Here is a 25,644-nt window from a genome sequence, read left to right on the forward strand (position 1 = left end):
TCCGATTTTTTTAGTATAGAGGATTTTGGTGAGGACAATTTGGGAATGCATGTATATCTTGAATCTGTCTATAATCATAATGTTTCATTGCAAACTGAGCTTGATAAAGGTATTCATACACATATAATTGACCATCATGCGCTGAACATAATACACCAGAAGTTCCTTGCCCATTTATGAAGGAAATGCCGATAGGGCGTCCGATTAAGTACGGTATTTTTTGCTGCCAATGCATAGGGGAATCACTCCTTTTTGAGATAATATACGAAAGAAATGATCAAATGGTTGCTTATCCATGTAAATGTAGATGGAAAGGTATTATATAATTCCTGAAGATTAATTCATATATAAATAAAAAACCGCTATAATTCCGAATGAATTTATAGCGGTTTTTATTATATTCTTAAGCGAGATTTTTACGCTTTTTTGTCCATTTTTTTATAACGAAGTATAAAAGTATAAGTACGACGCCACCAATTGCGAATGATTTCACATACGGACCAGCAATATCATTTATATTCTCCCAATTTTCACCTAGTTTTTCACCTAAATAAATGAAAATAATAGACCAAGGGATAATCGCAAGTGCTGTTAATGTAGTGAAACGTAGTAATGGCATTTTTGTAATACCAGCAGGAATTGAAATCGCATGACGCACTACTGGAATGAAGCGTGCTGTAAAAATGACGCCAGTTCCGTAACGATTAAACCAATCTTCTGCAGCATCTATTTGTTTTTTATGTATGAAAATATATTTTCCGTAACGTTCTAATATAGGGCGTCCGCCGTATCGTCCAAGCCAATAAATAAAGATTTGAGCAATAACACCGCCAATTGTACCGAATACAACAGCGCCTATAAATGAGATACTTCCATTGAATACTAAGTATCCTGCATAAGCAAGGACAATTTCACTTGGGATAATTTCAATCATAAGTCCAAGCATAATGCCCCAATAACCTAATCCTTCAAAAAACGTTAATACTGAATGAATAAAACTACTTAACATTGTTGCACCTTCTAGTTTATGAATTTTTGAGTATAAGGACCTTTTATTTAATGACGTAAAAGGTTCACTATATGTAGATTATACCTTATTTACATAGGGATTGCTATTTCAATTCTTTTATGTCTCTCATAATTATTATAGTAAAAGATATAAGCCACGTTTTCATGAAGGGTTAATGAAAAGATTATTAAAAATTTCTCATATATCAATGATAATAGACTGAAAATTAAGTATAATGGTATAGGTCTTTCATTTACAAAAATAGGAGGAGAACGTATGTATATTACAGATCCGATTTATGGACCAATCTCTATTCGTGATAGAGATATCCTTCGATTGATAGATACAAAAGCATTTCAAAGGTTGGCGAATATTAAACAACAAGGACATACTTATTTTTTACATGAGAACGCAATGCATACGAGGGAAGAACATTCGATAGGTGTATATGTGCTAGTAAATAAAGTGATAGAACATCTTACTGAGATTGGTGACATACGTTTATCGAAATATGAACGAAAGCTAGTATCTACTGTAGCCCTTCTACACGATGTTGGACATGGGCCATATTCACATTGTTTTCAGCAAATATCGGGTGAAGATCATGGTGAGTGGACGGTACGAATCATTCAAGAGGACGAAGAAATACGTACGATTTTAAATCAAACACATAGATTATTAGATGATGTAACGAAAGCTTTAACAGAAGATGGAGTTTTTCTAATTATAGATGAGCTCTTATTTAATTCATTAGGAATGGATCAATTAGATTTTTGGAATAGAGATTTATATTACTCATCGCTTGAATTAGAAGGTTTACAGATAGAAGAATTGATTGCTAACATGCGTTTAATTGACGATAAACTTGTTATTGAAGAATCAGGAATCCCCTTCATCGAACAATTAATGAAAATGAAAGAAGAGCTTTACAATAATGGATTTGGCCACCCGTTTGTGATAGGAAAAGACATATTGCTGCAAACAATTTTAAAAATGATAGAGGAGAAAAATCTTTCGTTCTATACTCCTGAACTTCAAAACTTCTTTCATAAAGGAGAGAAGTTAGAAGTAGAAGACTTTCTTCCGTTACAAGATGAAATGATTTTAAATGAAATAAAGTACTTTGCAAAATCAGAGGACGTACAATTAGCGACGTTAATTCACCTTTATTTTTCAGAAGCCAAAAGTTTATCTTTTGAAAAAGGACTAGAGGGTGATTTTAAAAAGGAAAATAGCACCTTAGCAGTAATAACTGAGAAAAAGGCGTACAGTTCATATGTAGGTGGTATTTACGTCTATAGTGAGGGGCAGTTAGAGGACATTTTAGAGAAATCAAATTTCATTCAAGAGATAGTAAAATTGCCTAAAAAAGAATATGCCTATTCAATTTGATTTGGTTCGAAAATAAAAAATGAATGAGATGGAAACGTAAGTTTAGATGTAAAATGATTTTTGTATTTTATATTGATTGAAAACAAGCATCCCCCCGTCATATACGTAGTACAGGGGGATGCTTGTTTTTTAAGGCTTCACATCTAAGTTCTGTAAAAATAAAGTTGCTGTTACGTAACGTTTTGCTAACATTTGTACATATGCGGTATGTACAGAAAGGGTCGCAATAATAATAGCGTTACGAATTGCTTCGCGTTGTTCGTTATTAATTTGATCGAACTTGCTTGCGATTTTATCAGCTTTTTCTTTTACGATGTTTTCAATTGTATGAACGGTATCTGTTGCATTTAATTGTAAGCAATTCCCTTGATTGAGTTCTTCAAATAGAGAAGAGTATGCTACATATAAATGAACAGGATTGATTAAATCATCACTTCGATCGGCTGGGTCATTTACAATAAGGCGTAATAGCTTACGAATGGATTCAAAATCAAGTGCTGTTTTTAAATCTTCGACAATAAATAGTAAGGCTGCTTGTTCAATTGAATATTTTTTCCCCTTTTGAGGAGAGCCAATCATTTCTTTTATATCTCGTTTCACCCAGTTTTGCATAGCAGTTACAGAGAAACTTGTGTTTTCAATCTGATTGCCAAGCGCAACTATTTCATTTAAAGAAAAACCGACATCAGTATCGTCAATTTTAATCAGCTTTTCAAAAATAGGTGAAAGTGCGGTAGTAATAAAAGCTGTAACGCTTTGTCCGCTTTCAATATCTTTTTTATGTGACTTTGCCCAAGCTTCTTGTAAAATACCGAGAGGCTTTTTCGTATTCCATCCTCTTAGTGATAGAAGAAGGGTAGCCATTTCGTTTCGTGTGAGATGAAATGTTTCCATCTTTTCACCTCCAAAATAATAAAAAGTTCTTATGAACTTATAATATGTTTTGTTTCATTTAAAGTCAATTCTGTTTTGCTTAATTTTTCCTTTGTCACCAAACTGTCGGAAGTAAATAATACTTGCATATTTCGACAAAAGTTCATATAATAAGTTCATAAGAACCTTTAAAATGTTCTTAAAAACAAATCTATCATTCTGAATTTACTAGAAAGATAGATTTCACATATATCTATATAAAAGGAGAATGGATATAATATGTTGAAAAAACTTGTAGCAGTAATGACAGCATTCATGGTTATCTTTGGGGCTAGCAGCTTTATGTTCGTAGATCATGCGGCAGCGAAAAGTTACAAATCTGGTAAAAAATCATTTACACCAAGTTCAGGTCAAAAGTCAAAAGTTGATTTAAACAAAAAAGACTCAAATGTAAATTCTCAAAAAACGACTCCAGATTCAAAAACGAAAGCAACAAATACAGCACCAAAAAGTAATAAAGGAAGCTTTATGAAAGGTTTATTACTAGGTGGTCTTGGTGGTTTACTAATGGGTAGCTTATTTGCAAATATGGGAGCTCTTGGTTCTGTATTAGCGTTTATGGTAAATATGTTAGTAATGGCTGGTATCGTAATGTTAGCGGTTCGTGCATTTAAATACTTCAAAGACCAACGTAAGAAGAAGGCAGATGAAGTAGCATGGAAACAATAAAAATTTCTGAACAAGAGCTTATAAATGCGCTTTGTATATATATCGCTGAAAAAAGACAAGTGGGTCCAGAAGAAGTATTAGTTGAACTTATGTATGATGATGACTACGGTTTCTCTGCGGAAGTAGAGGTAAATGGTCGCCAGCAAATTTTAATTCAAGCAAACTTAATCGAAGCTTTACGCTTATTGCTTGACAGAGAATATAATGTCAATCCATTCGCAGCGAGATTGCAACTTGAATTAGATGATGAAGAAGGAATTTACGCATTAGCGAAATTTAATAACTCAGATGAGTAGAGAAAAGAGCTGTTGAGAATAATCTCAGCAGCTCTTTTTAGTATGTGCATATGTAGAAGAATAATCACGCCAAATTTCATTCATTTTTCGTCTACCGATATCTACCATCGGATTAAACTGAATTGCAGCTTTCTGACGAACAAAGTGAACGTTTTGCATGGCGTGAGATAATTGTTGGTCGACTATATCACGTTTTTTACTTGCATATTTTGCGATAGATAGACCTGCAACTGTTCCTTGCGCCATCGCAATTTTTCCGCTTTCAATGCCTGTAATATTGCCAGCTACAAATAAACCAGGAAGAGGAGTTTCCATTGTTTCGGAATGGAGAGGAACGTGTCCGCCTAATTCTGAAATGTAATGGAAGGGACAACCGGCTACAGCTGCAAGTTCGGCAAGTGGGTATAATCCCCCGGCAATACATACAAAATCTGCTTCATATATTTTCTCTGTTCCATTAATAACATTTCCTTTAGAGTCAATATTAGCAATACGTACACCTTCAACTTGATCTGTTCCGATAATTTCAAGAGCTGCTTTCCGAAGGTGAAGTGGCGTTCCGTTTATTTTCATTCCGTTGTTTGGATAGAATGTTAATCCAGCTTTTCGAATCCAATCAAATTTCATAAAGTGGCTACCTATTCGCAAGAAAGCAGAAGGAGCGAGGTGAGCTGCATTTAAAAGAGAGTTTAAAACTTCTTCAGGTTCACCAGCTTTTTGACTTAACTCGCTTTTCTCAGGGAGTACAATATGATCCACTGTAATTCCCGCTAATTGCAATTCACTTAAAATGGCGAAAGACAAAATGTTAGCACCAATAATAATTCCTTTTTTTCCAACTTGCACGCGATGAACATTTGTCATAACTTGAGCTGCTCCAATTGACATCACTCCTGGAAGTGTCCAGCCAGGAAGGGGAATAGAATATTCCGCAGCTCCAGTAGCAAGTAGTACGAAAGGTGCTTCTAACGTACCGATATTAGTATGTACAAACCAATTGTTTTCATCTCTATCTAAATTATAGACCGAAACACCGCACCTGATATGTACTGAAAGTGATTCTGCTTCTTCATGAAGTCGCTTCGATTCTTCTATTCCGTTCCACCATTCTCCAGTAGGCTCTTGATGCAACTGTCCTAACAATCTCCCGCCCGGCTTCATAAATTCATCAATAACGAGCACTTTTAGTCCGAAACGAGCACAAGAGATAGAAGCAGATAATCCCGCTGGCCCTGCACCTATAATAATTACATCACTCATCGCTTTTTCACCATCTCTCTCACGATATTCGGATGCTGTTTCCCGCTTTCAACAATCATGTTTTCTTCTACAACAGTTAAGCATGCGCGTACATTTGTTTGATTATTTACTGTCACGCGGCATTCGGAACAGTGCCCGATATTACAATAAATACCTCGCGGTGTTCCGCTATCTTCATGAACTCTTAATGTTCGTATTCCATTTGCTAACAGGGCAGCAGCTATCGTTTCATGTTCATATGCTTCGTATTGATGACCGTTAAATTGAAAGGTAATACGCTCACTACTTTGTAAAGTACCTAAAATAGGGTGATGTGTAATTCTACTCATTTACTTTCACCTACTGATCCAAAAGTAACTGCACGTATTGGTGGTTGATATTTTAACGGTAGTTCATTAAGATTTACGTCAGGATTCGCATTTTCAATCATTCGATCTATCATTATTCTGCATGTGCGCCCACCGCAAAATCCCATGCCAGCACGTGTTCTTAGTTTTAATTCTCTTGCCGAGCAGTTATATTCAGCAATTGTCGATTGAAGTTGCCCATATGTAACCTCTTCACAACGACAAACGATTAAGTTGTTTTTATTTGTCATGTGTATTCCTCCTCTAGTTCGATTTTCACAAATTATATAAGCAAAAATCATGCCAATATAGAGAGGAGGTGGCTACCTGTAAACGCCTGATTGGTGCATAATGATTCTTTATTGAAGTCCAAGTTTCTTTAAACGGTTATATAAAGTAGCCCTTGTTACGCCAAGTTGTTTTGCGCATTCTAATTTATTCCCATTTAAAATTCGTAAAGCCCTTTCAATAACTTTTTTCTCATGCTCATCCATCTCTTCTTGTAAAGAAAGGATTGTATTATTGTTGCTGAGTAATAGGGAATGAGCTGTATGGTTGTCTAAAGTTTCAGTCGTATGAAATGGTAGATATTCTTGTTTTATAATTCCGTCTGTTGCGAATACCACAAGCCGTTCAACAACGTTTCGAAGTTCGCGAATATTACCTGGCCAATTGTAATGAAGCAGTTCATGCATAATGCTTGAAGGTAGGTCACGAATTGGTCGGTTATAGTTGATTGAAAAATCATTTAAGAAAGAATAAGTTAATTCAATAATATCCTCGCGTCTTTCGCGCAGCGGTGGAATATGCAAGCTAACTACATTTAAGCGGTAATATAAATCTTCTCGGAAAGTTCCTTTTCTCATTTCTTCTTGTAAATCACGATTTGTAGCAGCGATAATGCGGAAATCAATATTAATTTCTTTTTCACCACCAACTCGGTAATACTTTCGCTCTTGCAGTACACGTAACAGTTTTACTTGCATATCAAGTGGCATTTCACCTATTTCATCAAGAAATAAAGTACCGCCTTGCGCGAGTTCAATTTTCCCTTTTTTTCCTTTACTATTTGCTCCAGAAAACGCCCCACGCTCGTAACCAAATAATTCACTTTCAAATAACGCTTCTGGAATTGCCCCGCAGTTAATCGAAATGAAAGGCGCCTTCGCTGCCTCACTTGCTTCATGAATTGCTTTCGCAAATACTTCTTTTCCAACTCCGCTTTCCCCAAGTATTAAAACAGTTGATTTTACCGAACAAACTTTTCTAGCTAATTGTATCGTTCTTTGTATAACAGGACTTTTCCCATTCATCGCAAGGAATGGATCGGATTCATCTTTATACTTTGCCACTTCTTGTTCTAAACGGTGCATTTCATGTGACATATTAAATAGTTTTTCATTTAAAGCGACTTGATTTGTAACATCTGTTTCTGAAACGACTGCTCCTATAATTTCATCATTACAATAAACTGGATTTGAATTAATTAATACGAATAAATCGGGACGAGGCTGATGGAACTGAGCGACTATGCTTTTTCCATCATGTAAAGATTGTAAAATTTCCAAGTCTTTATAATCAAAAAAACGAGTAATCGGTTGCCCAATAATCTCATTATGATTGACTGAAAATATTTTTTCAGCGCCATCTGTCCAAGTTCGAACGTATTCTTTACTATCAATGACTGTAACAGAAGAGTCAGTTGTTTGTATTACAGTGTCATAAAATGACTGTAGTTCATTGTAGGACTTATAAAGAAATGGAATCATTTGCTGAGAAGTTATACAGCATAGCGGCTCATCGTTTTCGTTAAGGATGATAACAGCTAATTCATAAGAAAAAGCGTCAATTAATGCAGTGAATGAGTCATCTACATAAATAATTGCGCAATTATATTCTTCTGTAGTAGAAGGGAGATAATAAAACCTTTCGTTTATTTTCTTAATGCGATCAAGGCTACATGTATGATTGATTAAAGCGCTTTCCAAAAATTCTTGTATAGTCGGAAATGAAAATGCCATAATGTCCTCCTGTTATGTATAAAAATTTTGACAGTGATAAAAAAATAATACACCTATTTACTATAAATTTAAAATATTTTTACAAATAAAAATATTATTTATAAAAATTGTATATGTACAGAATTGGCACGTCAATTGCATAAAAGAAAGTGAGAGGTTTAGGGAAAGGAGGAGTATAGTGTGAGGCACTGCGACGTTTTAATTATAGGTGGTGGAATAATAGGGTGTTCTATCGCTTATTACACTTCAAAATACGGAAGAGACGTAACAATCATTGAAAAAGGAGAATTTGTCAGCGGGACGTCTTCACGGTGTGATGGGAATATTTTGGCCATTGATAAAGACCCAGGGTTTGATAGTCAAATGTCTTTAGTAAGTCAAAAATTAGTAACTGATTTAAGTGAAGAATTAGAGCATGCATTTGAATATAGGGCACCAGGAAGTATTCTCGTATGTGAGTCAGACGAAGAGATGGAAGCTGCGCAGCAATGGGTAAATCGGCAAAAAGAAGCTGGATTACCGTTTCGAATGCTTGATAGGCAAGATATAAGAGAAGAGTCGCCTTTTTTTGCTGATGATTTATTAGGCGGTTTAGAATGTGCGACGGATTCAACTGTGAATCCATATCTCCTTGCATTCTCGCTTCTGTCAGAGGCACAAAAGTTTGGCGCAAAAGCTTTTAAACAGACCGAAGTAAAGAGTATAAACATAGATACGAATGGTTCATTTGTTGTAGAAACTACGAATGGAACTTTTACAGCACAACAAGTTGTAAATGCAGCGGGTGTGTGGGCTCCTAAGATTGGTCAGATGTTAAATGTAAATATACCAATTGAACCGAGAAAAGGGCATATTATTGTAGCATCAAGACAACAACACGTAGGGTGCCGTAAAGTAATGGAATTCGGTTATTTAATTTCTAAATTTGGCGGAAAACGAAAAGTAGATGCTTTAACTGAAAAATACGGGGTTGCGCTCGTATTTGAGCCTACTGAAAGTCAAAATTTCTTAATTGGAAGTAGCCGTGAATTTGTAGGGTTTCATACGAGAATAAACAATGAAGTCATTAAATGTATTGCAAATAGAGCGATTCGCTTTTATCCGAAAATGGCAGATATGATGGTAATTCGTTCTTACGCTGGTTTACGTCCGTGGACAGAAGATCATTTACCGATTATTTCACGAGTGGAACATATTCCAAATTATTTCATTGCCGCTGGGCATGAAGGGGATGGGATTAGTCTTGCAGCAGTTACTGGGAAAGTAATTGAAGAGTTATTAAATGAAAAAGAGACAATTATTCCTATTGAACCACTTCGTTTGAGTCGTTTTACAGAAAGGGTGTTAAACGGATGAAGTCACAAAGAGTCTTTACGACAATTGATACACATACGGGTGGGAATCCAACGAGGACATTAATTAGTGGACTTCCAAAGTTGATTGGAGAGACGATGGCAGAGAAGATGTTACATATGAAAAAGGAGTATGATTGGATTCGGAAATTGTTAATGAATGAACCGCGTGGTCATGATGTAATGTCAGGGGCATTATTAACAGACCCGTGTCATCCTGAGGCTGATATAGGTGTTATATACATAGAGACAGGTGGATATTTACCGATGTGTGGTCACGATACAATCGGTGTATGTACAGCGTTAGTTGAATCAGGTTTAATTCCGGTAGTTGAACCAATTACTTCTTTAAAACTAGATACACCGGCTGGCTTAGTTGAAGTAGATATTGCTGTTCAAGATGGAAAAGCAAAAGAAGTATCTTTCTGTAACATACCAGCTTTTTTATTAAAAAATATTACTGTACAAGTGAAAGATATTGGAACTATAGAAGCTGATATTGCGTATGGAGGGAATTTTTATGCCATTATTGATGCGAAATCAGTAGATCTAGAATTAGTACCAGAAAATGCATCTACAATCATCGATAAGGCGATTCATATAAGAAACACAATTAATGAGAAGTTTGAAATCACTCATCCAGAGTATTCGTTTATAAGAGGATTAACACATGTTGAATTTTATACAGATCCTACTCATGAATGTGCGCATGTGAAAAATACAGTTGTTGTACCACCAGGCGGAATAGATCGATCTCCATGCGGTACAGGAACATCTGCGAAGCTAGCTGTATTATACGCTCAGAAAGAAATCGAAATTGGTGAAGAGTTCATTCATGAGAGTATCGTTGGTTCTTTATTTAAAGGATATGTCATGAATACGACACATGTTGAAAATATTGAAGCTGTCATAACGAAAATTACGGGATCAGCTTGGCTTATGGGTATGCATAGATTTTTTTACAATGAAATGGATCCACTTAAAGAAGGATTTTTGCTAATTCCGCCGATGGAACATGAAACGGAGGATATAAAATGAACATTCAAAAAATGTATACAGCAGTAGACGTACATGTAAATGGCGAGGCATTTCGTGTAATGAAAGACGTACCATGCAAATACTACTACAGTTTGGAGCAATTAAATGAACAATTTTCAGGTGAATTAGCAGAAGAGATGAAGCTTTTATTAAATGAACCACGTGGTTTTATCGGTTTGAATGGGTGTATTGTCGTTCCATCTATCCATAATGAAGTGGATGCAGCTGTATTATTTTTTAATCATGAAGGTTCGATTCCGCTTCATTATGGAGGCATTGTTGCAGTAATAACGATGTTACTCGAAAGTGGGTATTTAAAAAAGAGAGAGTCCAATCAATACAAAATTGAAACGTTATCTGGAATATTTTTAGTTCATGCGTATGTAGAGAATGATGAAGTTATATCGGTTTCGTTTGAAAGCAAACTATGCTATTTGATTGAGGAAAATTTACAGGTTGGTAATGTAAGTTATTCTCTCATACAAGCAGATAAAGTATATGCAGTTGTAGAAAAAGGTGCGTATTCGCCAGAAATTCGTGTTGAAAACATTTCAGAATTGAAAAGATGGGGAGAAGCTACACTGCAGGCTATACAAAAACAGTCGCTAATAAAAAGGCTTATTTTAGTAGATCCTTCGCAAAAAGAAAAGAACCATATAAAGTCGATTACATTTCATGAAGATAACTTTATCGTACGTTCGCCAGGTTTTGTTTCTACTATCGTTTCCTATGTTCATGCGTTATTTAAAAATGATTATATGGCGGATAAACCTTTTAAAAATGAAAGTATATTTAATAGTTTTATAACTGTGGAAAAAGTGAAGAAGGAGGAACTAGGATACATTTTCCGTTTTGAAAGTAGAGGATTTATTACAGGAATGCAGACGTTTCTATTAGACCCTACGGATCCATTTCCGGCAGGTTTCTTATTAAAATAAAATGTGATAAGGAGAGATAAATATGCAAAAAATTAAAGGGGCATTTCCAGTATTAATAACACCGATGGATGAATTTCAGGAAATTAATTGGGATGGGGTAAAACAAAATGTAAATTACTTTATCGAACAAAAGGTTGCAGGTGTCATCATTAATGGAAGTACAGGAGAGTTTGTAAGTTTATCAAAAGAAGAACGATTTAAAATGGTAGAAACCGTGTTGAAAGAAATTGATGGCCGTATTCCAGTCATTGTTGGAACTGCAGCAGAGACGACGAAAGAAACAATTGAATATACGAAACATGCAGAAGCGCACGGAGCGGATTGTGCATTAATTATAAACTCTTACTATTGTAAACCGAAGGAAGAGGAGATTTATTTTCATTTTAAAGAAATCTCAAATTCTGTAAATATACCAATTATGCTATACAATAACCCATTTACTTCTGGTGTTGATATGAGTACAAAGCTAATGCTCCGTATTGGAAAAGAGTGTGAAAATGTTACACATATTAAAGAATCTAGCGGAGATATTCGAAAAGCGAGAGATTTAGTAAGACAAAGTGAAGGGGCTTTCCAAGTCTTCTGTGGTTCTGAAGATTTAGTTATGGAATCATATTTAGTTGGTGCTTCGGGATGGGTTTCAGTAGCAGGAAATATCGTTCCCGGTCTCGTTACAAAAATGTATGAGCATTTTCAAAATGGTGAATTAGAAAAGGCGTGGGAAATAAACGATGCTATTTTACCACTTTGCGAGTTTCTTGAAGGATCAGGGAAATATGTTCAAATCGTTAAACGTTCCATGGAATTACATGGGCAAGCGGGAGGACCTTCTCGCTATCCAAGACTAGGATTAACTGTTGACGAAGATCAAAAGCTTCAAACGATTTTATCAAATATTGCAGCTCATGTAGCTGTTTAAATAAGGAGGAGAACATAATGTTAAAGACAAATATTGAGCTGAAACCAAAAGTGGAAGCGTTTTTAAATGAAGAAATTAAAATGTTTATTAATGGCGAATTTGTTGCTGCTATTGGGGGAAAGACGTTTGAAACGTATAATCCAGCTACAGAAGATGTTCTAGCTGTCGTATGTGAAGCGCAAGAAGAGGATATTGATGCTGCAGTAAAAGCGGCAAGATCTGCATTTGAATCCGGTCCGTGGGCAGAAATGACTACTGCTGAAAGAGCGCATCTTATTTATAAATTAGCAGATTTAATTGAAGAACATAGAGAAGAATTAGCGCAACTAGAAGCTTTAGATAATGGAAAGCCATATCAAGTAGCACTTGATGATGATATTTCAGCAACTGTAGAAAATTATCGTTATTACGCAGGATGGGCTACAAAAATTATTGGGCAAACAATCCCAATTTCAAAAGATTACTTAAATTACACGAGACATGAACCTGTAGGTGTTGTAGGTCAGATTATTCCGTGGAATTTTCCGCTCGTTATGTCTTCTTGGAAAATGGGAGCTGCACTGGCGACAGGTTGTACGATCGTATTAAAGCCAGCAGAGCAAACGCCTTTATCTTTACTATATACAGCAAAACTTTTTAAAGAGGCTGGATTTCCAAACGGTGTTGTAAACTTTGTACCAGGCTTTGGTCCTGAAGCAGGAGCAGCAATTGTAAATCATCATGACATTGATAAAGTTGCTTTTACAGGATCTACTGTTACAGGAAAGTATATTATGCGTCAGTCTGCAGAAATGATTAAGCATGTAACGTTAGAGCTTGGCGGCAAATCACCAAATATCATTTTAGAAGATGCGGACTTGGAAGAAGCAATTAATGGTGCATTCCAAGGTATTATGTATAATCACGGTCAAAATTGTAGCGCAGGATCACGTGTATTTGTTCATCGTAAACATTATGAAACTGTAGTAGATGCACTTGTGAAAATGGCGAACAACGTAAAACTTGGAGCAGGTATGGAGAAAGGAACGGAAATGGGTCCACTCGTATCTAAGAAACAACAAGAGCGTGTGTTACATTACATTGAGCAAGGGAAGAAAGAAGGCGCTACAGTTGCGGCTGGTGGTGAACGTGCACTTGAAAAGGGTTATTTCGTTAAGCCAACTGTATTCACAGATGTTACAGACGATATGACAATCGTTAAGGAAGAAATATTTGGACCAGTTGTTGTTGTTCTGCCATTTGATTCGACAGAAGAAGTAATTGAACGAGCGAACAACTCATCCTATGGCCTTGCTGCGGGTGTATGGACGCAAAATATCAAAACGGGTCATCAAGTGGCAAATAAATTAAAAGCAGGAACAGTGTGGATTAATGATTATAACTTAGAAAATGCAGCTGCACCATTTGGTGGATACAAACAATCTGGTATTGGCCGCGAATTAGGTTCATATGCGCTTGATAATTATACAGAAGTGAAAAGTGTTTGGGTAAATATAAAGTAATAGGGTGTTTTACTGACAAAAATTGAGGGATGAAATAATGAAAGATGCGGACAACTAGAAAGTTTGATAATAGTTGTCCGTTTTCTTATATACAAAATTGCTTTTCCAAAGAATGATAAGGGGGATTTGGATGGAGAATTTAGTAGAATGGTTAGTAGGGCAAGTGTGGAGTATCGGTTTAGTTGTTTTTGCATTAGGGGCAGGCGTATATTTCACGATTGCAACACGTTTTTTGCAAATTCGTTATTTTAAAGAGATGATTAAACTATTATTTGAAGGAAAGAGTTCCGAGACGGGAATATCATCTTTTCAGGCATTTTGTTTAGCCTTATCAGGAAGAGTTGGAATTGGTAATATTGCAGGGGTAGCGACAGCGATCGCTTTCGGCGGGCCTGGAGCTGTATTTTGGATGTGGGTAATGGCTTTGTTAGGGGCAGCGAGCGCGTTTGTAGAATCAACATTATCTCAAGTATACAAAAGTAAAGTAGGGAATGAATATCGCGGCGGTACTCCATATTTCATTGAGAGAGGTTTAAAAATGAAATGGTTTGCAGTCATTGTAGCGGTAGTTGTAACACTTTCATATGGCGTGTTATTACCAGGTATTCAATCTAGTAGTATCGCAGTTGGATTCGAAAACTCTAATGGTATTAGCAAATATATAACTGGTATATTTTTAGTCGTGTTACTAGCAGCAATTATTTTTGGTGGTGTAAAGAGAATTGCCGGTGTTTCTCAAATGCTTGTGCCATTTATGGCAATTGGTTATGTAATTGTTACATGTATCATATTAATTGCGAATGTAACGGAGATTCCAAGTATGTTTGCTTTAATTTTCTCTAGTGCATTTGGTGTAAATGAAATGTTTGGTGGAATTGTTGGTGCAGCTATTGCATGGGGCGTAAAACGCGCTGTATTTTCAAACGTTGCTGGTGTCGGAGAAGCGACGTATAGTTCGGCGGCTGCTGAAGTATCGCATCCTGCAAAACAAGGATTAGTTCAAGCGTTTTCCGTATATATCGATACAATTGTCGTATGTACAGCGACAGCTCTTATGATTTTAATAACAGGTATGTATAATGTTATACCTGAAGGGAAAACCGCTATTGTACAAAATATAGGAAATGTGGAAGCTGGTCCAATTTATACACAACAAGCAGTTGAAACTGTGATAACAGGGTTTGGTCCAATATTTATTTCAATTGCGATTTTCTTTTTTGCATTTACAACGTTACTCGCTTATTACTATATCGCTGAAACGACACTTACTTATTTAGATCGTCAATTGAAGTATGGCTGGTTAAAACCAGTTTTAAAATTTGGATTTTTAATTATGGTTTACATCGGTAGTGTTGAATCAGCGTCGCTTTTATGGAATCTCGGAGATTTAGGAATCGGTAGTATGGCATGGTTAAACTTAATCGCGATTCTATTATTAAGTAAAATCGCATTAAAAGTGTTAAAAGACTATGAAAGGCAGAAAAAAGAAGGGAAAGATCCAGTATTTAATCCTAAAAATGTGGAGATTGAAGGATTAACATTTTGGGAAGAAAGAAGTAAAGAGGTTGAAAGAAAAAGTTCTAGAGAAAAAGTTATTGTAGATGATAATTTAAAATTATAACGTAAATTAACTGAAAATTCTTAATTTAAAAGAAGGTATATTGCCTCCATTTCATCACATACTACAATAGGTATGGATAATATGACTGGAGGGAATAAGATGGAACATGAGCAACATAGTTCGATAAATGATATTCTACATCATTATAAAGAAGGTATAGGTAGTTTTACAAATCAAATTCCTGAAATCGCTGAGACATATAATGCGTTCACGCAAGCTTGTTTTCAAGAGGGTGCTTTAACAAAAAGAGAAAAGCAACTTATTGCATTAGGAATTAGTTTAGCAACGCAAGATGAGTATTGTACAATTTATCATACAAAAGGTTGTCTTGATCAAGGATGTTCAGATAAAGAGATTCTGGAAGCATGTGGTGTTTCAGCAGCATTTGCTGGCGGAGCTGCGATGAGTCAAGCGGTAACTTTAGTGCAAGAGTGTTTAACAGAACTGAAAAATCAAAAGCATTGAATAAAAAACGTTTTAAACTTTATGTTTAAAACGTTTTTTATTTGAAATTAAATTTGTATTCAATTTAATATTCTATATCTTCATAAATAGATTTTTCTACATCAGGAAGAACTGTGTATATACTCTTACCGATTAAAGCTTCTAATTCTTTCTTAATCGCATAAAACCCTTTCCAATGTAAAGATGTATGAGATGTTGTACCATGACGCAAACCAACAGAAATTAATCTTCTTTCCAGCGTAGTAAAGCCACCCGCATCAGCAAGAGCGTCACAAAGAGTAATTACTTTATTGTATAAGTCGTAGTTACAATGTTCATTTAATATTTCAACTAACCGGCTTCTCATATGGTCAGGAACGAGACTCCATTCCGCTGCGATATCTATATGTTCATTTTTGCATGGGAATGAGTGTGTCACACAAATAACAGCGTTTCCTGTATACCCTAAATCATTCATATACATATAACCATCATAGGAATGAATGACCGATTTGGTAAAACCTTTGTATCTTCCGATATCATGCAAAAGGGCAGCGTTATATGCTATGTCAGCATCTAGGTTATACCCATTTTTAATAAGTTCTATAATTATGTTTTCAGTTGCATGAGCAACATGTAGTGAATGTTCAAACCAAGGGCCCGGGTTTTGTTCATATGCCCATTCGAGTAATTCTTTTGCGTACGTTCTATCTAATATATATTTCATATCGTTATCCTTTCACAAAAAGTCATATCTTTCTATAAATTCATCTTATTATTTCATTATTCCTTCTTTAAAAATTGTTACAATGAAACAAAAGGGGGAAAAGTAATGCGAAATTTAGTAATTGAAGAAATAAAGCAACTAGAAAATGATATGGAAGAACTTTCGAAACTTTTGAAAATGGTTGTAAACGATGGGGCATCAATTGGTTTTTTGCCTCCACTGGAACAAAAAGACGCAACAAAGTATTGGCAAACAGTATTAGCGCCAGAAGTGATATTGTATGTGGCTAAAATAAACAACGAAGTAGCAGGGAGTATTCAATTACAATTAGTTACTAAGCCTAACGGAATTCATAGAGCCGAGATTTGCAAATTAATGACTCATCCAAACTTTAGACGTAACGGTATTGGACGATCACTTATGCAAAAAGCAGAGGAACGAGCAAAGCAAGAAAACAGGTCTCTTTTAGTATTAGATACTAGAGAAGGAGATCCTTCCAATAAACTGTACAAATCACTAGACTACCAAGAAGTTGGAACAATACCAGGGTATGCAATTTCCCCGAATGGTAAGTTAGATGCTACGGTTATTTATTATAAAAACATTTAAGGTATAATCAAACGGGGAGAGTGCTTAATTATTAGTAAGTGAATAATAAACGACTATTTTTAACACCGTCTATATTTTTCTGGCGGTGTTAAAATAGTTAATTATAATCTAATTAACGCACTAAATGAATTTGAGAAATTTTTTAGAGGGTTCTTTTAGTAATGATTCTCGTCTTATAATAAATGTAGAGAAGATGACTAGCCAACTATAGTTATTTTCGCTTTATTATCGGAAGGGGATGAAAGTATGAAAAAGAATAGTTTACAAAAGATGAAGAAAGTTATTTTAAGTGGTGGAGTATTACTTACGGGATTATTAACATTTGGATTTTCAGAAAAGGCTTCAGCTCATGGATATGTAGAATCACCAGCGAGCCGATCTTATTTATGTAAGCAAGGGGTAAATGTAAATTGTGGACCGATTCAATATGAACCACAAAGCGTAGAAGGGATAGGTGGATTTCCGCAACTAGGACCTTCTGATGGACAAATTGCAGGGGCTGGTCATTTTCCCGCTTTAGATGTTCAAACTGTAGATAGGTGGAAGAAAGTTACGTTAAATGGCGGGACGAATATATTCAAGTGGAAACTAACGGCTCCTCATAGTACAAAAGAGTGGAAATATTATATTACGAAAAAAGGTTGGAATCCAAATAAACCTTTAACGCGATCAGATTTAGATTTAGTGCCATTCTATGTGAAAAATGACGGTGGAGCTAGACCAGGGACAACAGTAACGCACGAAGCAAATGTACCAACTGACCGTAGTGGATACCATCTTATTTTAGCTGTTTGGGAAATTGCAGACACTGGAAATGCGTTTTATCAAGTTATAGATGTAAACCTTTTGAATAATGGTTTATCCTCAAATTTCGCTTTTAACAATGTAGTGCAAGCTCCTACACTATTTTAATTGAAACATACATTTCGATCATCTAATTCATTTTAGATGATTTTTTTTATGAAAATGATGAAAAATATAGAAGAAAGTGCAATTATTTATAAAAAAATATGCTTTAAATATTGTCATATTTGCTTCTTTAAGATATCCTTTTCATGAAGAGGTGGAAAACATGGAAAAAGTACTAGTTTTCGGGCATAAAAACCCAGATACAGATGCAATTTGTTCTGCAATTGCTTATGCAGAATTGAAAAAAGAATTAGGAATGAATGCTGAGCCTGTACGTTTAGGCGAAATCAGCGGTGAAACTCAATTTGCGTTAGACTATTTTAAAGTAGAAGGACCGCGTTTTGTTGAGACAGTAGCAAGCGAAGTGGACAACGTTATTTTAGTTGACCATAACGAGCGTCAACAAAGTGCTAACGATATCGAATCAGTTCGTGTGTTAGAAGTTATTGACCATCACCGTATTGCTAACTTTGAAACAAGCGATCCTATATACTATCGTTGTGAGCCAGTTGGCTGTACAGCTACAATCTTAAACAAAATGTACAAAGAAAATGGCGTAACAATTCGTAAAGAAGTTGCAGGTTTAATGTTATCTGCAATCATTTCAGATTCTTTACTATTCAAATCTCCAACTTGCACAGAACAAGACGTAGCAGCTGCTCGTGAATTAGCGCAAATCGCTGGTGTAGATGCAGATAACTACGGCTTAGAAATGTTAAAAGCTGGTGCTGACTTAAGCGGAAAAACAATGGAGCAATTAATCTCTCTTGACGCTAAAGAATTCCAAATGGGTAATGCGAAAGTTGAAATCGCACAAGTAAACGCTGTTGATACAAACGACGTTCTTGTACACCAAGCGGAACTTGAAAAAGTAATCTCTGCAGTAGTAGAAGAAAAAGGTTTAGACCTATTCTTATTCGTTGTAACTGATATCTTAACTAATGATTCTGTCGGTCTTGCGATCGGTAAAGCAGCAAACGTTGTTGAGAAAGCATACAACGTATCACTAGAAAACAACACAGCTACTTTAAAAGGTGTTGTATCTCGTAAAAAACAAATCGTACCAGTATTAACAGAAGCATTCCAAGCTTAATCGTATTGCGTACAGATGAACAGTAAGGACAAGTAGTCAGATTGGCTACTTGTCCTTTTTTACCTCTAAAAAACAGAAAATTAAAAACGGGAGGATTGTGTATGTTTAATGATTTGGAGAGTAAATTACAGTCACTTTTAGAACGAAATATTACGTCGGTTTCAGAATTAGAGAGCTGGCTCTCGGAGGAGCTACCTTTAAACGCTGAAATACAGAAGTTGCGTTTGACTTTTTAGAAGAAAGGATATAAAGTACTGCAAGGGTCATTTTAAATTTGATTAACGAATTAAAATAAGGATAGCGTTAGCTATCCTTATAATCGTTTATTCGTAAGATTTTTTCTTGTTTATATAAAATGTAATTATAGCAGTAATGAAGAAAATAGGTATCGCATACACTTGCCCAACAAATAACTTCCAGCCGACATAATTATAGCCTTCAGATGCTGGGATGATAACGGAAATAACGCAAACAATAAAATAGACTAATAGTGCAGGGATAATATTTTTCATTTTTATGGACCTCCTTCCTAATTTAATTTATAAATCATAATATTTCAATTTAATTATAAAATTTGAAGAAAAAATGCAAAAATTTTTATGGTATTATAATATTTGCAATGAGAGTGATCCATAGTACATATATGGTAAAATGTGTAATTTAAACTTTTCAGAATTATTATATAGTATTTTGAGAGAAAAATGTACAAAATAACGAATTTTATTTACCAAAGTAAAGGGAGTAGAAATATATATGAAAAGGATATGTATAATTCCATGTGGAAAAAAGAAAATTTGGGATAAACATTCAGACTACGGACCGATGGAAGCAAAAGATGTGTATATTAGTCCGTTCGGAAAAGCATGTCAGGCGTACGCAACTATGTTTTTCGAAAACTGGGTTATATTATCGGCGAAACATGGATTTTTAAGACCAAATGATATTGTATTAGAAAACTATGATCTTGCATTTGATTCAAAAAGCGATGAGGTAATAAATATAGAGCAATTACAAAAACAGATGGTAGATAAAAGTTTATTACAGTTTGACGAAATCGTCTTACTAGCAGGGAAGAAGCATAAAAAAGTAGTGACAAAGTTATATCCAGAAGAAATGATTACATATCCGCTAGAGGGGTGTAAAGGGATTGGATATATGTTGCAGAGGTTGAAAGAAGCTGTGAAGGAAGGGGAGGAAATATAGGTGTAGTTTCAGTGATTTTAAACTCTATTTATTTAGGGAGCTGAAAAGTAAAATAGAGTTTTTAGGCATCGCCGAAAGGGTGATGCTTTTTTGTTCGTGTCGTCATTCATGTAAAAGTAATTTAGAGAATAAATCATTCGATTTATGAAGCGATAGCTTTTTTATATCGAAAACAAATTGCTTCACTTCTAGAAAATGTAGGACATATGGGTACAGTTAAAATTGTAAGTGGGAATAGCAATAAGACAAGTTTTGAATAGGATATTAAGAAAGGAGATGTTGATAAATAATGGCCAGATATAGTTTGCACGGAGGACACAATAGTATTGTTCAAGGTGCTAATTTTGGGAATCGGAAAGAACACGTTTTAGATAGGCAAGTTAAAGATGCTGTGGCGGCTAAGTTAAGATCCCTAGGACACACGGTTTATGACGATACGGACGAGGTAGGGGCAACTCAATCACAAAATTTAAATAATATCATTCGGAATAGCAATTCCCATGCTGTGGATTTAGTTATTTCTTTTCATCTTAATGCAAGTGATGGAAATGGACAGGGTGTTGAGGTTTTGTATTATGATCAGAAAGATTTGGCGGCTAAAATCTCAGCTCAACTAGCAAAAGATATTGGATGGCGTGATCGAGGTGCGAAACAGCGTACAGATTTAGCGGTATTAAATGGGACGAAAGCACCTGCTATTCTTATAGAATTAGGATTTATTGACAATGAATCTGATATGGCAAAATGGAATGTTGATAAAATCGCTAATTCTGTTGTATTTGCTCTTACAGGACAAACTGGAGGAGGTGCAGCGGATTTGCTCAAAGTAAAAACTGGTGGTGTAGCATTTAGTAATTTACAAGCTTTGGCTCAAGCTATGGTAGATGCGGGTATTGATGGACAAATTGTCGTTCAGAAAGATGGCATTGGTTATGCTATAACGAATGGCTATCCGTCTGGAAATATCGATAAATTTACAGCTTGGTTAGATGCACGAAAATGGTACTATGAGTACGTGAGATAAAATGAAAATTAGTTTGATTAAAAACTAAAAATTGTCTTATTTTTAGTTAACAAGTATATTAAGTAACCAATAATTATGTAACTATAAAAATATGGACAATGTATATGTAAATTAGTACACAAAACCACCTGTCAGAAAGGTGGTTTTATTTATCAAGCTATTTGTGGGTAGTAAAATTCTCACCTCAAAATTCGGATGAAGCTAAGAAATTAGGTGGGAATTCCACTGCTCGTAGCCTCCTACTAATTATAGTTTCACTTTATATAGTTTAGAGTTTTGTAAACCCCTACTTATTCAACCCGTAATAATATTTTGTTTTCTCAATACATAAGCCGAATTTTAAATTATTACCCAATAATATAATACCTCTCATACTATTTATTAGTTGATAATAGCAAAAAAACAAGCTTTGAATATAATAATGAAAAAGGAGATGTTAAATAATGGGTTATATTGTAGATATTTCGAAATGGAATGGCGACATTAACTGGGATATCGCAGCACCACAATTAGATTTTGTAATTGCACGTGTGCAAGATGGTTCAAATTATGTAGATCCTTTATATAAAAATTATGTACAAGCAATGAAAGCAAGAAATATTCCGTTTGGTAATTATGCGTTCTGTCGTTTCGTTTCAGTAGAGGATGCACGGATAGAAGCAAGAGACTTTTGGAACCGTGGTGATAAAAATGCAACAGTTTGGGTAGCTGACGTAGAAGTAAGAACAATGAACGATATGAGAGCAGGTACACAAGCTTTTATTGATGAATTACGCAGATTAGGAGCTAAGAAGGCTGGTTTATATATTGCTCATCATATGTATGCTCCATTTGGAATGGCAAATGTCAATTCTGATTTTGTATGGATTCCTCGTTATGGTGGTAACAAACCGGCATATCCATGTGATATTTGGCAATACACAGAAACAGGCAATGTGGCTGGTATCGGCAAGTGTGATTTAAATAAGCTGATTGGAAATAAGCCGTTAGCTTGGTTTACAAATCAAATTGTTGAGCCGATAAAAAAACAAGAAGGGGTTGGAATTATAGTGAATAAATATAACAAAGTAGTTACTTATGAATTTGGTGTAAATTTAGTTCCTGACATGATTCAAATGATGGATAAGCTTGGATATACTTCTAAAATAATATCTCGTGGAGATAACCAAGGGCTTGTGTATTTCGAAACAGATTATCGTCAAGGGAACGAACTGGACAAAGCAACTGCTTGGTTAGATACGAAAGGAATTAAATATTTTTATACAAAAGAGTAGTTTGCTAAATAAAAAGCCGTCATGTGACGGTTTTTTATTTTTATGTAATCTTTTAACTCTACTTATAATATGGAGAAAATAGACTAATAAACAAGCCTTTGTATACTTTCAAACATAGAATATGATGAATTCTATTAAGGAGGAAGCAGATTCATGGGGAATACTTGTCATTGTGGGCATTCCCGAAATTGTAATACATTTTGGGATAATTTAATGTTTGGGAGATGTAGATGTAAACGCAATGATTTTCACGAATGTTGTTGCAAAGAGAAACCGAAATGTGAGTGTGAAAAATGTCATTGTAAAACAAAACCGAAATGCCATTGTATTCATGAAGAGGAAGGGTATTAATAATAAAAAAGAGTACGATACGTACTCTTTTTGGGTGATTATATTCCATCTTGAACAGATTTCTTTACAATTACCCATGTGTCTTTCTTTTTAACCGTTATAGCTACATTAGTTCCATTAGATTCCTTATAAAAGATATATCCATTGTTTGAGTTTACATATGTTACTGGTTCGCCTATGCAATCTCGCGAGCAGGATTTGTTGACCAGTTCAATTAGGGATAGTTCACTTGGATCGGTTTTGCTTGCTTCTATAACAGCATCAAGGCTTGTTTTTCGATAACCTTGCAAGTTTATATGAAAAAGCTGCTCTATTTCTCCTGTAATGCTAGTGTTCATTACTTCTACTGAATTCTTTTTTTCTTGAAGAAAGCCGTTTTCATAAAGTAATTTTGTATAGCCAATCCATGCTATTAACACTAGCAGGAAAAACATACCCGTCATTTTAAGTATTCGAAGTCGTTTGCTTATAATTGTTTCTGAGTATTTCATTCACTCTAATCCTCCAATGTTTTTAATTTAAAATATGCTTGGATACATACTTTTAGAAGAGGATGAAAGTTAATGAGTTTTCAATAAAAAAGAAAACATCCAGAGTTAGATGCTTTCTTTTTTTGTATTTTTGGCTATCTGTTCGTTACTTGTTTCATAAGTGGTCTTATTTCTTTAACTGGTGGTTTCTTATCATAGGCATCAACGTAAGAAAAGTAGTAGTTTAAGTTTCTTAGAAGACCTTTTCCTATTTTTGCACTTAAGAAAGGAAATACTTGTCCGGTATAATCATCGAGAGATTTACAGTAATATTTTTCATCTAAATATATACTGTATTTACATGTTAGTTCTACTAAAGGATTCCCTTCATCATCAAATACTTCTTTAGAATCAATAATATCTATTAGTGCAAATTTTTCATTTAAGTAAACTTTCTTTTTTTCTCGTGTTTATTTGTAAGTATAAAAACGAGACCAATCGCGTTAATCAAACTATTTCCTCCTATAAAAACGGATATTAATAAAATATATCGATATAAGCTAAATGTAAAGAGGAGAGGTGAAATATCATGGAGAGAAAACTAAATAAGCCGATTTATGTTTGGAAACCGACTTATTTTTATCAAGTATTACTTAGTAGTAATACCTACTCTGATTAAAGTTTCACTTTATTGAAATACTTGCGGGAATTGTTTTACGATTGCGTTTGTTATCATGTCGGCCATTTCTAATGCTTCTTTTTCAATTTTATCGTAAAGTTTTACTCCTGCTTCATAATCTTTATTTAGGAAGGCAAGTGCTTCTGCTTTCGTTAGTGCTAAATGTTCATAAAACATTTTTCTAAATTCTTCTTTATCTATATATGGGTTGATACTGTTAAGAAATTCAATAATTTCATCACCATTAGCGTACCATTTTTTCTCTATAGTGGCCGCTGCATTTTGATTACCAGCTTTTGCGGCTTTAACAAGATCCGCTGCAATTACTAAGTGATCTTTAATTAATGCACTATATTTTTTCACTGCATCCTCACCGTAAAATGGTTCAAGTGATAGTCCCATATGTGTTGCGTTTTGTAGAAGTCGTCCAACAGTAACGTTAACATCTGGTAAATTAAAGACTATACTTATAATAGCCAATCTCGTCCAAGCGACGTGTTGTTCCCATAAAGAACGCATATACCCTTTTAAAAAATTCTCATTTTTACTAATTCGGTAGTTCCGTACGGATAAATCATAGTTTACATAAGGGTTATGGTAGGGGGAGTAATACGATTGCCAATAAGAATACATAAATAGTAACACTCCTTTGAACATGTATAACTCAAAGTATGATGAAGATTTATTTTTAGTTACGTGTCCTAGATTATTTTTAGGGAATTTGAAATGGAGAAATTCAATGAATGATGTTGTGGTATATATGAATAAATTGAATATAAAGTAAAAGAGGGTCTGCAAGGGAAGTTACAGACCCTCAAAAGGGTATTGCCGAGATGTCGGACTCGACTACGTAATGTTATCATAAAATTCTTTTGAAAAACCCTGGTAAATGTGTCCAAATGAAATTAGGACCTTCATACAGTCAAAGGGACCTGCTTCCCGCGGCAGGCCCCAATAACTAGATAATGTCGATGAGCAAAAAACTCATCTGGAGTACTTTTATAGTAACAAGTAAAATGTCTTTTGTGTATTGAGAAAGAAGAATTGCATAATTATATGTGAACAATTTAACTCCCAACAATTCATGATTATCATGAATTGTTGGGAGTTAAATATGGTTATAAAATGGAGAAAAGACTTGGAAGTGAGATCGAGGTACACAGAAGTATGTAATCATGAAAAAGACCTGCTAATATAAGCAGGTCAACTTAAGGGGTTTATCCAACAGATTATTATATATGGTAACAACTGAATTCTAGTAAGTCTATACATTTAATATTGAGAAAAATTCTGTGAATGATACATTTTTTGCGCATATATTAACGTCTAAAAAGTTGAGAAAGAAAATGTAAAAGCTTTTATAAGAGAGTAATGGCTGGTACTTATAGTATGATTCATATTTCCACGCTTCATTATTTGAGAATTGGAGTTTTTGTGTTTTCGTTTTCGCTGTGATGGAACTCATATTACAATGCTTCATATAGTAACCTCCTGAATTTATATGTATACGATTAGTAGTATTCAAGAAAGGGAAATAAAATGAACATTTAAATTGAAACTCTTT

Annotated in this window: 29 protein-coding genes and 1 pseudogene; 18 read left to right on the top strand and 12 right to left on the bottom strand. The window is 34.8% G+C overall.

The genetic code is table 11. The annotated features are described in order from the left end of the window. Nucleotides 1-10 precede the first annotated feature (10 nt). Together IQ781_RS01865 and uptA are read right to left on the bottom strand one after the other, a co-directional pair. Nucleotides 11-235, bottom strand: a complete 225-nt coding sequence (locus IQ781_RS01865; protein ID WP_000558689.1) for a hypothetical protein — start codon at nt 233-235, stop codon at nt 11-13. Between the two features lie 168 nt (nt 236-403). Next, nucleotides 404-1,009, bottom strand: coding sequence for an undecaprenyl phosphate transporter UptA (uptA, locus tag IQ781_RS01870; RefSeq protein ID WP_000952913.1), 606 nt, complete (start codon nt 1,007-1,009; stop codon nt 404-406). A 276-nt stretch (nt 1,010-1,285) separates the two neighbouring features. Here uptA and IQ781_RS01875 point away from each other — a divergent pair, with 276 nt between their 5' ends. Next, a complete protein-coding gene (locus IQ781_RS01875; protein ID WP_139846757.1) occupies nt 1,286-2,401 on the top strand; it encodes an HD domain-containing protein in 1,116 nt (371 codons plus the stop codon). 129 nt (nt 2,402-2,530) lie between these two features. Here IQ781_RS01875 and IQ781_RS01880 read toward each other — a convergent pair whose 3' ends face one another. Then, complete coding sequence (locus IQ781_RS01880) at nt 2,531-3,295, bottom strand: DUF1836 domain-containing protein (protein WP_000447231.1); 765 nt, start codon at nt 3,293-3,295, stop codon at nt 2,531-2,533. A 258-nt stretch (nt 3,296-3,553) separates the two neighbouring features. On the opposite strand from IQ781_RS01880, the gene IQ781_RS01885 reads away from it, so the two are divergent. Together IQ781_RS01885 and IQ781_RS01890 are read left to right on the top strand one after the other, a co-directional pair. Continuing rightward, entirely contained in the window at nt 3,554-4,003 is a 450-nt protein-coding gene (locus IQ781_RS01885; protein ID WP_000914478.1) for a hypothetical protein, read from the top strand. Then, complete coding sequence (locus tag IQ781_RS01890; protein WP_000447747.1) at nt 3,991-4,299, top strand: YxcD family protein; 309 nt, start codon at nt 3,991-3,993, stop codon at nt 4,297-4,299. Before IQ781_RS01885 ends, IQ781_RS01890 begins: the two co-directional genes overlap by 13 nt. Before the next feature lie 24 nt (nt 4,300-4,323). Here the strand turns inward: IQ781_RS01890 and IQ781_RS01895 are convergent, their stop codons facing one another. From IQ781_RS01895 to IQ781_RS01910, 4 genes are all read right to left on the bottom strand, one after another. Then, nucleotides 4,324-5,559, bottom strand: a complete 1,236-nt coding sequence (locus tag IQ781_RS01895; RefSeq protein ID WP_001286092.1) for an NAD(P)/FAD-dependent oxidoreductase — start codon at nt 5,557-5,559, stop codon at nt 4,324-4,326. Continuing rightward, nucleotides 5,556-5,888, bottom strand: coding sequence for a (2Fe-2S)-binding protein (locus IQ781_RS01900; protein ID WP_000087064.1), 333 nt, complete (start codon nt 5,886-5,888; stop codon nt 5,556-5,558). Before IQ781_RS01900 ends, IQ781_RS01895 begins: the two co-directional genes overlap by 4 nt. Continuing rightward, nucleotides 5,885-6,157, bottom strand: a complete 273-nt coding sequence (locus tag IQ781_RS01905; RefSeq protein WP_000182617.1) for a (2Fe-2S)-binding protein — start codon at nt 6,155-6,157, stop codon at nt 5,885-5,887. The genes IQ781_RS01900 and IQ781_RS01905 overlap by 4 nt, the downstream gene beginning before the upstream one ends. 108 nt (nt 6,158-6,265) lie before the next feature. After that, on the bottom strand, nt 6,266-7,927 hold the full coding sequence (locus tag IQ781_RS01910; RefSeq protein WP_000885732.1) for a sigma-54 interaction domain-containing protein: 1,662 nt from the start codon (nt 7,925-7,927) through the stop codon (nt 6,266-6,268). Nucleotides 7,928-8,107: 180 nt separating this feature from the next. Between IQ781_RS01910 and IQ781_RS01915 the strand changes: the two genes are divergently transcribed. From IQ781_RS01915 to IQ781_RS01945, 7 genes are all read left to right on the top strand, one after another. Continuing rightward, entirely contained in the window at nt 8,108-9,283 is a 1,176-nt protein-coding gene (locus tag IQ781_RS01915; RefSeq protein ID WP_001215236.1) for an NAD(P)/FAD-dependent oxidoreductase, read from the top strand. Then, nucleotides 9,280-10,317 carry a proline racemase family protein gene (locus tag IQ781_RS01920; RefSeq protein WP_000842048.1) on the top strand — a complete coding sequence of 346 codons (1,038 nt, stop codon included), beginning with the start codon at nt 9,280-9,282 and terminating at the stop codon, nt 10,315-10,317. The genes IQ781_RS01915 and IQ781_RS01920 overlap by 4 nt, the downstream gene beginning before the upstream one ends. Then, nucleotides 10,314-11,255, top strand: coding sequence for a proline racemase family protein (locus IQ781_RS01925; RefSeq protein WP_001025560.1), 942 nt, complete (start codon nt 10,314-10,316; stop codon nt 11,253-11,255). Before IQ781_RS01920 ends, IQ781_RS01925 begins: the two co-directional genes overlap by 4 nt. A gap of 22 nt (nt 11,256-11,277) precedes the next feature. Beyond that, nucleotides 11,278-12,174 carry a 4-hydroxy-tetrahydrodipicolinate synthase gene (dapA, locus tag IQ781_RS01930; RefSeq protein WP_001169456.1) on the top strand — a complete coding sequence of 299 codons (897 nt, stop codon included), beginning with the start codon at nt 11,278-11,280 and terminating at the stop codon, nt 12,172-12,174. Nucleotides 12,175-12,191: 17 nt separating this feature from the next. Further along, a complete protein-coding gene (locus IQ781_RS01935; RefSeq protein ID WP_000920973.1) occupies nt 12,192-13,676 on the top strand; it encodes an aldehyde dehydrogenase family protein in 1,485 nt (494 codons plus the stop codon). A 130-nt stretch (nt 13,677-13,806) separates the two neighbouring features. Next, the gene (locus IQ781_RS01940) at nt 13,807-15,297 is read left to right on the top strand and encodes an alanine/glycine:cation symporter family protein (RefSeq protein WP_000429526.1); all 1,491 of its coding nucleotides are present in this window, start codon (nt 13,807-13,809) and stop codon (nt 15,295-15,297) included. A gap of 72 nt (nt 15,298-15,369) precedes the next feature. Then, a complete protein-coding gene (locus IQ781_RS01945; protein WP_001999958.1) occupies nt 15,370-15,762 on the top strand; it encodes a carboxymuconolactone decarboxylase family protein in 393 nt (130 codons plus the stop codon). Nucleotides 15,763-15,826: 64 nt separating this feature from the next. On the opposite strand, the gene IQ781_RS01950 is transcribed toward IQ781_RS01945, so the two are convergent. Then, nucleotides 15,827-16,468 (bottom strand): HD domain-containing protein, encoded by a 642-nt coding sequence (locus IQ781_RS01950; RefSeq protein WP_000875112.1) that lies wholly within the window; start codon nt 16,466-16,468, stop codon nt 15,827-15,829. Between the two features lie 105 nt (nt 16,469-16,573). Between IQ781_RS01950 and IQ781_RS01955 the strand changes: the two genes are divergently transcribed. The 4 genes from IQ781_RS01955 to IQ781_RS28140 all read left to right on the top strand — a co-directional run bounded on the left by IQ781_RS01955 (nt 16,574) and on the right by IQ781_RS28140 (nt 19,315). Further along, nucleotides 16,574-17,077, top strand: coding sequence for a GNAT family N-acetyltransferase (locus IQ781_RS01955; protein WP_001245258.1), 504 nt, complete (start codon nt 16,574-16,576; stop codon nt 17,075-17,077). 246 nt (nt 17,078-17,323) lie between these two features. Next, nucleotides 17,324-17,989, top strand: coding sequence for a lytic polysaccharide monooxygenase (locus IQ781_RS01960; protein WP_063220352.1), 666 nt, complete (start codon nt 17,324-17,326; stop codon nt 17,987-17,989). 160 nt (nt 17,990-18,149) lie between these two features. After that, nucleotides 18,150-19,079 carry a manganese-dependent inorganic pyrophosphatase gene (gene ppaC / locus IQ781_RS01965; RefSeq protein WP_000416873.1) on the top strand — a complete coding sequence of 310 codons (930 nt, stop codon included), beginning with the start codon at nt 18,150-18,152 and terminating at the stop codon, nt 19,077-19,079. Nucleotides 19,080-19,180: 101 nt separating this feature from the next. Next, nucleotides 19,181-19,315 (top strand): hypothetical protein, encoded by a 135-nt coding sequence (locus IQ781_RS28140; RefSeq protein ID WP_000481360.1) that lies wholly within the window; start codon nt 19,181-19,183, stop codon nt 19,313-19,315. Nucleotides 19,316-19,402: 87 nt separating this feature from the next. On the opposite strand, the gene IQ781_RS01970 is transcribed toward IQ781_RS28140, so the two are convergent. Next, nucleotides 19,403-19,591, bottom strand: coding sequence for a DUF4017 family protein (locus IQ781_RS01970; RefSeq protein ID WP_000789485.1), 189 nt, complete (start codon nt 19,589-19,591; stop codon nt 19,403-19,405). 241 nt (nt 19,592-19,832) lie between these two features. On the opposite strand from IQ781_RS01970, the gene IQ781_RS01975 reads away from it, so the two are divergent. From IQ781_RS01975 to IQ781_RS01990, 4 genes are all read left to right on the top strand, one after another. Beyond that, nucleotides 19,833-20,282 (top strand): DUF6884 domain-containing protein, encoded by a 450-nt coding sequence (locus IQ781_RS01975; RefSeq protein WP_000820903.1) that lies wholly within the window; start codon nt 19,833-19,835, stop codon nt 20,280-20,282. A 289-nt stretch (nt 20,283-20,571) separates the two neighbouring features. After that, nucleotides 20,572-21,306, top strand: coding sequence for an N-acetylmuramoyl-L-alanine amidase (locus IQ781_RS01980; RefSeq protein WP_000135290.1), 735 nt, complete (start codon nt 20,572-20,574; stop codon nt 21,304-21,306). A gap of 443 nt (nt 21,307-21,749) precedes the next feature. Beyond that, nucleotides 21,750-22,580 carry a GH25 family lysozyme gene (locus IQ781_RS01985; RefSeq protein ID WP_063220353.1) on the top strand — a complete coding sequence of 277 codons (831 nt, stop codon included), beginning with the start codon at nt 21,750-21,752 and terminating at the stop codon, nt 22,578-22,580. Between the two features lie 217 nt (nt 22,581-22,797). After that, nucleotides 22,798-23,025 carry a hypothetical protein gene (locus IQ781_RS01990; RefSeq protein WP_100651714.1) on the top strand — a complete coding sequence of 76 codons (228 nt, stop codon included), beginning with the start codon at nt 22,798-22,800 and terminating at the stop codon, nt 23,023-23,025. Here the strand turns inward: IQ781_RS01990 and IQ781_RS01995 are convergent. The 3 genes and pseudogenes from IQ781_RS01995 to IQ781_RS02005 all read right to left on the bottom strand — a co-directional run bounded on the left by IQ781_RS01995 (nt 22,970) and on the right by IQ781_RS02005 (nt 24,713). Next, nucleotides 22,970-23,422: a hypothetical protein gene (locus IQ781_RS01995; RefSeq protein WP_000877569.1), complete on the bottom strand. Its 453-nt coding sequence runs from the start codon at nt 23,420-23,422 to the stop codon at nt 22,970-22,972. The genes IQ781_RS01990 and IQ781_RS01995 overlap by 56 nt on opposite strands. Before the next feature lie 134 nt (nt 23,423-23,556). Further along, nucleotides 23,557-23,912 (bottom strand): annotated as a pseudogene (locus IQ781_RS02000) (cytoplasmic protein). 177 nt (nt 23,913-24,089) lie between these two features. Next, nucleotides 24,090-24,713, bottom strand: coding sequence for a hypothetical protein (locus IQ781_RS02005; RefSeq protein WP_000287732.1), 624 nt, complete (start codon nt 24,711-24,713; stop codon nt 24,090-24,092). Nucleotides 24,714-25,644 lie beyond the last annotated feature (931 nt).

Source organism: Bacillus sp. N447-1 (genome assembly GCF_022701035.1).
GTDB lineage: Bacteria > Bacillota > Bacilli > Bacillales > Bacillaceae_G > Bacillus_A > Bacillus_A cereus.

Coding starts and splice junctions, on each gene's coding strand:
- IQ781_RS01865 (WP_000558689.1), bottom strand. CDS start 235: ATGCATTGGCAGCAAAAAATACCGTACTTAATCGGACGCCCTATCGGC.
- uptA (WP_000952913.1), bottom strand. CDS start 1,009: ATGTTAAGTAGTTTTATTCATTCAGTATTAACGTTTTTTGAAGGATTA.
- IQ781_RS01875 (WP_139846757.1), top strand. CDS start 1,286: ATGTATATTACAGATCCGATTTATGGACCAATCTCTATTCGTGATAGA.
- IQ781_RS01880 (WP_000447231.1), bottom strand. CDS start 3,295: ATGGAAACATTTCATCTCACACGAAACGAAATGGCTACCCTTCTTCTA.
- IQ781_RS01885 (WP_000914478.1), top strand. CDS start 3,554: ATGTTGAAAAAACTTGTAGCAGTAATGACAGCATTCATGGTTATCTTT.
- IQ781_RS01890 (WP_000447747.1), top strand. CDS start 3,991: ATGGAAACAATAAAAATTTCTGAACAAGAGCTTATAAATGCGCTTTGT.
- IQ781_RS01895 (WP_001286092.1), bottom strand. CDS start 5,559: ATGAGTGATGTAATTATTATAGGTGCAGGGCCAGCGGGATTATCTGCT.
- IQ781_RS01900 (WP_000087064.1), bottom strand. CDS start 5,888: ATGAGTAGAATTACACATCACCCTATTTTAGGTACTTTACAAAGTAGT.
- IQ781_RS01905 (WP_000182617.1), bottom strand. CDS start 6,157: ATGACAAATAAAAACAACTTAATCGTTTGTCGTTGTGAAGAGGTTACA.
- IQ781_RS01910 (WP_000885732.1), bottom strand. CDS start 7,927: ATGGCATTTTCATTTCCGACTATACAAGAATTTTTGGAAAGCGCTTTA.
- IQ781_RS01920 (WP_000842048.1), top strand. CDS start 9,280: ATGAAGTCACAAAGAGTCTTTACGACAATTGATACACATACGGGTGGG.
- IQ781_RS01925 (WP_001025560.1), top strand. CDS start 10,314: ATGAACATTCAAAAAATGTATACAGCAGTAGACGTACATGTAAATGGC.
- dapA (WP_001169456.1), top strand. CDS start 11,278: ATGCAAAAAATTAAAGGGGCATTTCCAGTATTAATAACACCGATGGAT.
- IQ781_RS01935 (WP_000920973.1), top strand. CDS start 12,192: ATGTTAAAGACAAATATTGAGCTGAAACCAAAAGTGGAAGCGTTTTTA.
- IQ781_RS01940 (WP_000429526.1), top strand. CDS start 13,807: ATGGAGAATTTAGTAGAATGGTTAGTAGGGCAAGTGTGGAGTATCGGT.
- IQ781_RS01945 (WP_001999958.1), top strand. CDS start 15,370: ATGGATAATATGACTGGAGGGAATAAGATGGAACATGAGCAACATAGT.
- IQ781_RS01950 (WP_000875112.1), bottom strand. CDS start 16,468: ATGAAATATATATTAGATAGAACGTACGCAAAAGAATTACTCGAATGG.
- IQ781_RS01955 (WP_001245258.1), top strand. CDS start 16,574: ATGCGAAATTTAGTAATTGAAGAAATAAAGCAACTAGAAAATGATATG.
- IQ781_RS01960 (WP_063220352.1), top strand. CDS start 17,324: ATGAAAAAGAATAGTTTACAAAAGATGAAGAAAGTTATTTTAAGTGGT.
- ppaC (WP_000416873.1), top strand. CDS start 18,150: ATGGAAAAAGTACTAGTTTTCGGGCATAAAAACCCAGATACAGATGCA.
- IQ781_RS28140 (WP_000481360.1), top strand. CDS start 19,181: ATGTTTAATGATTTGGAGAGTAAATTACAGTCACTTTTAGAACGAAAT.
- IQ781_RS01970 (WP_000789485.1), bottom strand. CDS start 19,591: ATGAAAAATATTATCCCTGCACTATTAGTCTATTTTATTGTTTGCGTT.
- IQ781_RS01975 (WP_000820903.1), top strand. CDS start 19,833: ATGAAAAGGATATGTATAATTCCATGTGGAAAAAAGAAAATTTGGGAT.
- IQ781_RS01980 (WP_000135290.1), top strand. CDS start 20,572: ATGGCCAGATATAGTTTGCACGGAGGACACAATAGTATTGTTCAAGGT.
- IQ781_RS01985 (WP_063220353.1), top strand. CDS start 21,750: ATGGGTTATATTGTAGATATTTCGAAATGGAATGGCGACATTAACTGG.
- IQ781_RS01995 (WP_000877569.1), bottom strand. CDS start 23,422: ATGAAATACTCAGAAACAATTATAAGCAAACGACTTCGAATACTTAAA.
- IQ781_RS02005 (WP_000287732.1), bottom strand. CDS start 24,713: ATGTATTCTTATTGGCAATCGTATTACTCCCCCTACCATAACCCTTAT.